At 67.8% G+C, this 6,535-nt stretch carries 6 protein-coding genes; all 6 read right to left on the bottom strand.

The features are described 5' to 3' along the window. Positions 1-113: 113 nt before the first annotated feature. Entirely contained in the window at positions 114-1,274 is a 1,161-nt protein-coding gene (gene dnaJ / locus AC1D1T_RS28830) for a molecular chaperone DnaJ (RefSeq protein WP_047508912.1), read from the bottom strand. A gap of 78 nt (positions 1,275-1,352) precedes the next feature. Continuing rightward, entirely contained in the window at positions 1,353-3,317 is a 1,965-nt protein-coding gene (dnaK, locus tag AC1D1T_RS28825) for a molecular chaperone DnaK (RefSeq protein WP_047508914.1), read from the bottom strand. A gap of 99 nt (positions 3,318-3,416) precedes the next feature. After that, positions 3,417-3,950 (bottom strand): nucleotide exchange factor GrpE, encoded by a 534-nt coding sequence (gene grpE / locus AC1D1T_RS28820; protein ID WP_465113007.1) that lies wholly within the window; start codon positions 3,948-3,950, stop codon positions 3,417-3,419. Positions 3,951-4,094: 144 nt separating this feature from the next. Beyond that, entirely contained in the window at positions 4,095-4,508 is a 414-nt protein-coding gene (locus AC1D1T_RS28815) for an RNA-binding S4 domain-containing protein (protein WP_477992974.1), read from the bottom strand. 21 nt (positions 4,509-4,529) lie between these two features. Then, the gene (locus tag AC1D1T_RS28810; protein WP_465113008.1) at positions 4,530-5,924 is read right to left on the bottom strand and encodes a sensor histidine kinase; all 1,395 of its coding nucleotides are present in this window, start codon (positions 5,922-5,924) and stop codon (positions 4,530-4,532) included. After that, on the bottom strand, positions 5,921-6,535 hold a 615-nt coding region (locus tag AC1D1T_RS28805; protein WP_477992973.1), incomplete at its 5' end, for a response regulator. The genes AC1D1T_RS28805 and AC1D1T_RS28810, both read right to left, overlap by 4 nt.

The following is a 6,535-nucleotide window of genomic DNA, read 5'->3' as shown; positions in this document are numbered from 1 at the left end:
GGTTCGGGTCGATGACCATCGCCCGGCACTGCGCGATGTCACGGTCTAGCGGAGCCATCCCCCCTTATCGGACAGGGGGAGGGCCGCTTGAGCGCCGGCGGCCGCGGGCCGGGTTACTTGAACAGATCCTTCACATGGTCGGTCCAGCTCTTGGCATTCGGCGAATGCTTGCCGCCCGACTTGTTGAAGGACTCGTCCAGCTCCTTCAGCAGCTTGCGCTGGTGCTCGGTCAGCTTGACCGGCGTCTCGACGCTGATGTGGCAGTACAGGTCGCCCGGGTAGCTGGAGCGCACGCCCTTGATGCCCTTGCCGCGCAAGCGGAAGGTCTTGCCGTGCTGCGTGCCTTCGGGCAGCTCGATCTCGGCCTTGCCGCCCAGCGTGGGCACCTCGATGCCGCCGCCCAGCGCCGCGAGCGTCAGCCCGACCGGCACGGTGCAGTGCAGGTCGTCACCGTCGCGCTCGAAGATCTCGTGCTGCTTGATGCGGATCTCGATGTACAGGTCGCCGGCCGGGCCGCCATTGGTGCCCGGCTCGCCGTTGCCGGCCGAGCGGATGCGCATGCCTTCGTTGATGCCGGCGGGGATCTTCACCTCCAGCGTCTTGGTCTTCTTGATCTTGCCCTGGCCGTGGCAGGTCAGGCACGGCTCGGGAATGATCTTGCCGGTGCCGTGGCAGTGCGGGCAGGTCTGCTGGATGCTGAAGAAGCCCTGGCGCATGTGCACCGTGCCGGCGCCGTTGCAGCTCGGGCAGGTCTTCGCGCTGGTGCCGGGCTTGGCGCCGCTGCCGTGGCAGGTCTCGCACTCTTCCCAGCTCGGGATGCGGATCTGCGTTTCCTTGCCACGCGCTGCCTCTTCGAGCGTGATCTCCATCGCGTAGCTGAGGTCGCTGCCGCGGAACACCTGCTGGCCGCCGGCACCGCCCCGGCGTTGCCCGCCGCCGCCCTGGCCACCGAAGATGTCGCCGAAGATGTCGCCGAACGCCTCGGCGAAGCCGCCGAAGCCTTCGCCGCCCTGGCCGCCCGGGCGGAACCCACCGGCGTTGGGGTCGACGCCGGCATGGCCGTACTGGTCGTAGGCCGCGCGCTTCTGCGCGTCGGAGAGCATCTCGTAGGCCTCCTTGACCTCCTTGAACTGCTCTTCCGATTTCTTCGCCCCGTCGCCCTGGTTGCGATCGGGGTGGTGCTTCATGGCCAGCTTGCGGTAGGCCTTCTTGATGTCCTCCTCGGACGCGTTCTTCGCGACGCCGAGGATTTCGTAGTAGTCACGCTTTGCCATGGGTGCTCTTGCTTGAAATGCAAATCCCCCGTGCACCGGTCGCGGCCCACGGGGGTCTGAAGAAGCCGCGGCGGCGCCTTACTTCTGGTCTTTCACTTCCTTGAACTCGGCGTCGACCACGTTGTCGTCGGCCGGCTTCGACGAAGCGGCTTCGGCATGCGGCGCCTGAGCACCCGCGCCACCTGCCGCTGCGCCCGCGCCGGCCGCCGCCTGGGCCGCCTGCGCATCGGCGTACACCTTCTCGCCCAGCTTCTGGCTGGCGGCCATCAGCGCCTCGCTCTTGGCCTCGATGGCCGCCTTGTCGTCGCCCTTCAGCGCTTCCTCGGCGTCCTTCAGCGCGGTCTCGATCTTTTCCTTCTCGCCGGCATCCAGCTTGTCGCCATGCTCGCCCAGCGACTTGCGAACGCTGTGCACCATCGCGTCGGCCTGGTTGCGGGCCTGCACCAGTTCGAGCTTCTTCTTGTCCTCGACGGCGTTCAGCTCGGCGTCCTTCACCATCTGCTGGATCTCGGCCTCGGAGAGGCCGGAGTTCGCCTTGATGGTGATCTTGTTTTCCTTGCCGGTGCCCTTGTCCTTGGCGCCGACGTGCAGGATGCCGTTCGCGTCGATGTCGAAGCTCACCTCGATCTGCGGCGTGCCGCGCGGCGACGGCGGGATGCCCTCGAGGTTGAACTCGCCCAGGCTCTTGTTGCCCGAGGCCATCTCGCGTTCGCCCTGGTAGACCTTGATCGTGACGGCCGGCTGGTTGTCGTCGGCGGTCGAGAAGGTCTGCGCGAACTTGGTCGGGATGGTCGTGTTCTTCGCGATCATCTTCGTCATCACGCCGCCCAGCGTCTCGATGCCCAGGCTCAGCGGGGTCACGTCGAGCAGCAGCACGTCCTTGCGGTCGCCGGCCAGCACCTGGCCCTGGATCGCGGCACCGACGGCCACCGCTTCATCCGGGTTCACGTCCTTGCGCGGCTCCTTGCCGAAGAACTCCTTGACCTTCTCCTGCACCTTGGGCATGCGGGTCATGCCGCCGACCAGGATCACGTCGTCGATCGCGTTGACGGCCACGCCGGCGTCCTTGATGGCGGTGCGGCAGGGCGCGATCGTGCGTTCGATCAGCTCCTCGACCAGCGCTTCCAGCTTGGCGCGCGTCAGCTTGATGTTCAGGTGCTTCGGGCCGGACGCATCGGCCGTCACGTACGGCAGGTTGATGTCGGTCTGCGCGCTGTTCGAGAGCTCGATCTTCGCCTTCTCGGCGGCTTCCTTCAGGCGCTGCAGCGCGAGCACGTCCTTCGACAGGTCGACGCCTTGTTCCTTCTTGAACTCGGTGATGATGTAGTCGATGATGCGCTGGTCGAAGTCTTCGCCGCCCAGGAAGGTGTCGCCGTTGGTCGACAGCACCTCGAACTGCTTCTCGCCGTCGACGTCGGCGATCTCGATGATCGACACGTCGAAGGTGCCGCCGCCCAGGTCGTACACCGCGATCTTGCGGTCACCCTTCTCGTTCTTGTCGAGGCCGAACGCGAGCGCCGCGGCGGTCGGCTCATTGATGATGCGCTTCACGTCGAGGCCGGCAATGCGGCCCGCATCCTTGGTGGCCTGGCGCTGGGCGTCGTTGAAGTAGGCCGGCACCGTGATCACGGCCTCGGTCACCGTCTCGCCCAGGTAGTCCTCGGCGGTCTTCTTCATCTTGCGCAGCACTTCGGCGCTGACCTGCGGCGGCGCGAGCCGGTTGCCGCGCACCTCGACCCACGCATCGCCGTTGTCGGCCTGCGCGATCTTGTAGGGCATCAGGTCGATGTCCTTCTGCACTTCCTTCTCGGTGAACTTGCGGCCGATCAGGCGCTTCACCGCATACAGCGTGTTGCGCGGGTTGGTGACGGCCTGGCGCTTGGCAGACGCACCGACGAGGATCTCGCCATCTTCCTGGTAGGCAATGATCGACGGCGTGGTGCGCGCACCTTCGCTGTTCTCGATCACCTTGGTGGTGTTGCCTTCCATGATGGCCACGCACGAGTTCGTGGTGCCGAGGTCGATGCCGATGATTTTTGCCATGTGGTTCTCCTGAATCCGAAAATCTTGATGTTGTCGAGTTGTGGATAAGTCGGGCCGTTTCAAGGGGCCGCGCTTGTGGACAGTTGCTTCTGCCTTGCGTTATTTCGGGGCGGCCACCGTGACCAGCGCCGGGCGCAGCACGCGATCGGCGATCAGGTAGCCCTTCTGCAGCACGATCACGACGGTGTTGGCCTCCTGCTCGGCCGGCACCATGCTGATGGCCTGGTGCTGGTGCGGATCGAACTTCGTGCCGGCCGGCGGGTTGATCTCGATCACCTTGCTGCGCTCGAGCGCGGCTGACAGCTGGCGCAGCGTGGCGTGCACGCCTTCGAGCAGCTGCTCGGGCGTCGCGGCCTGGATCGCGATCGCGGCCTCCAGGCTGTCCTTCACCGGCAGCAGGCTGTCGGCGAAGCTTTCGACGGCGAACTTGCGCGCCTTGGCGATCTCTTCTTCCGAGCGGCGGCGGACGTTCTCGGTCTCGGCCTTGGCGCGCAGGTAGGCGTCGGACATCTCGGCCAGGCGGGCTTCCAGGTTGACCTCGGCCGCCTGCGCCTGCGCGGCGGCAGCCGCGCCAGAGATGTCAGCCGGCGTCTCAAGTCCTTGATCTTGCGAAGAATTTTCTGGATTTTGCATGGGTGGATCCTGTCGAATGGCGCGCATATGGGCGCTTTGCCCCGGGTTTCAAGAGGGGCTTTCAAAATAATGCAGGCCCCCGTGCTGCAGGGCACGTGGGACCGTGCGGGGGAAAGGCAAGGCCGGGCCGACCCGGGCCCAGGGTCATTCGGGGTCGATGCTTGCGCTCCAGCGGTTCCAGTCGGCGAGCTGGCGGCGATCGCGCTTGGTGGGGCGGCCCTGCTCGATCGCCAGCGCCGGTTCGGCGGCCAGCTTGCGCTGCTTCGCCGCCTCCTCGCGGCGCGCGATGCTGTCGGCCGTCTCCTCGTACAGCGCCTGCGCGACCGGCGCCGGCCCGCGCTGGTGGCTGAGCCCCCGCACGACGAGGCTCAGCGTGACCGACCCCTGGCGCATCTCGATGCGATCGCCCGGCTTCAGCTCGCGCGACGGCTTCGCGGCCTGCCCGTTCACGCCGATGCGGCCCTTGTCGATCTCCTGCGTCGCGAGGCTGCGGGTCTTGTAGAAGCRGGCGGCCCACAGCCACTTGTCGAGTCGCATGCCGTCGTTGTCGTTCGCCATTCCGCCAAGTGTAGGCACGATTCAGGCCGGCGGCGGCTCGCTGGCGGGCCGGAACCGCACCGTCGCATCGAGGCCGGCGAGCCGGCCGGCGAACTGCCGGTTCGTCAGCGCGATCGTCGCGCCCACCGAGTTGCAGATCTCGCGGCAGATCGACAGCCCGAGCCCGCTGCCCTGCGTCGGGTGCCCGGTGTGGAACGGCTCGAACAGCCGGTCGCGCAGCTCGGGTGCGATGCCCGGGCCGCTGTCGCTGATCAGCAGCTCGGCGTTCGCGACCCGCATCAGCAGCTCACCGCGCTTCGGGGTCTCGCGGATCGCGTTGTGCAACAGGTTGCGCAGCAGCTCCCGCACCATCCACTCATGGCCGTGCACCCAGCTCGGTGCGGCCTGCAGCTCGAAGTCGAGGTCGCGCTCGCCGATCAGTGGCGACAGGTCGAGCGCCACCTCTTGCGCTAGCTTTCCCAGGTCGGCGGTGGCCGGCTCGGCCTGGCCCTGCACCTGCTCGACCTTGGCCAGCGCGAGCATCTGGTTGGCCAGCCGGATCGCCCGGTCGACCGTCGCATGCATCGCCGGCAGTGCGTCGCGGGCATCGCTGGCCGGCATGCACAGCGCCGACTGCACCTGCGTCTTCAGCACCGCGAGCGGCGTGCGCAGCTGGTGCGAGGCATCGCGCACGAACTGGCGCTGGTGGTCGTGCAGCCGCTGCAATCGCTGCATCAACTGGTTCACCGCGCCGAGCAGCGGTGTCATCTCGATCGGCAGGTCCGGGCTTGCCACCGGCGACAGGTCGCGGGCGCTGCGCGATTCGAGCTGCGCGCGCAGCGCCTCGATCGGCCGCAGCGCGTGGGCGACGACGAACCAGGTGATCGCCACGACGACGCTGATCAGCAGCGCCTGGCGGACCAGCGTGTCCATCAGGATCTGCCGCGCCAGGCGCCGCCGCACCTCCAGCGTCTCGGCCACCTGCACCAGCGCGACGCCGCGCGCATCGGAGCTGGCCACCGGCTGGTAGAGCGCGGCGATGCGCACCGGCTCGCCGCGGAACTCGCCGTCGTAGAAATCGACCAGCGCGTCGTACGCCGAGCGCTGCGGCGGCGTGCGCGCATAGGCCGGGAAATCGGAGTACCCCGACAGGAACTCGCCGTTGAAGCCGCTCACGCGGTACATCATCCGGGCGTCGCCGTTGTCGAGCATCTCCAGCGCGTTGTACGGCAGCTCCACGTGCAACTCGCTGCCCTTGACCGACAGCAGCTCGCCGATGTTGCGGGCCGAGCTGAGCAGCGTGCGGTCGTAGGCCAGCGTGATGGCGTCGAGCGCTCGCTGGTAGAGGCTGACCGTGTCGAACGCAATGAAGCAGGCGATCGGCAGCACGATCCAGCCCATCAGCCGGCGCCGCAATGAATGGACCGGCCGTGTCATGCGCTGGCGTCGGGCGGGTCGCAGCGCAGCAGGTAGCCCAGGCCGCGCAGCGTGATCAGCGAGACGCCCGAGCCGGCGAGCTTCTTGCGCAGCCGGTAGGCCACCACCTCGATCGCCTCGAACTGGATGTCGGTCTCCATCGGGAACACGACGCGGAACAGCTTCTCCTTCGGCAGCGCATGGCCGGGCCGCGCGATCAGCGCCTTCAGCAACGCCTGCTCGCGCGGCGTCACGTCGAACACGCGGCCGTCGAGGTAGAACGCGCCGGAGGACAGCTCCAGCGTCAGCGCGCCGCAGGCGAGCTCCTCCGATCCGGGGTCCGCGGTGCGGCGCAGCAGTGCGCGGATGCGGGCCTCGAGTTCGTCCAGGTCGAACGGCTTGGCCAGGTAGTCGTCGGCACCGGCGTTCAGGCCCAGCACCCGGTCGCCGACCGCGCCGCGCGCCGTCAGCACCACGATGGGGACGCGGATCCCCTCGGCGCGCGCGCGGTGCAGCACCTGCAGGCCGTCCAGCCCGGGAATCGTCAGGTCGAGCAGCGTCAGGTCGGGCGGCTGGTTGCGCAGCTGCTGCAGCGCATCGCTGCCGTTGTGCACCACCGCCATGTCGAAGCC

The organism is Rhizobacter sp. P2_H3, assembly GCF_056403355.1.
The sequence above is the reverse complement of the archived record's forward strand: the minus strand, read 5'-3'. Positions and strand labels throughout refer to the sequence as shown.

What these genes read in the sequence shown, in the direction of transcription:
- AC1D1T_RS28810 (WP_465113008.1), bottom strand. Translation starts at nt 5,924, where the DNA reads ATGACACGGCCGGTCCATTCATTGCGGCGCCGGCTGATGGGCTGGATC.
- grpE (WP_465113007.1), bottom strand. Translation starts at nt 3,950, where the DNA reads ATGCAAAATCCAGAAAATTCTTCGCAAGATCAAGGACTTGAGACGCCG.
- dnaJ (WP_047508912.1), bottom strand. Translation starts at nt 1,274, where the DNA reads ATGGCAAAGCGTGACTACTACGAAATCCTCGGCGTCGCGAAGAACGCG.
- dnaK (WP_047508914.1), bottom strand. Translation starts at nt 3,317, where the DNA reads ATGGCAAAAATCATCGGCATCGACCTCGGCACCACGAACTCGTGCGTG.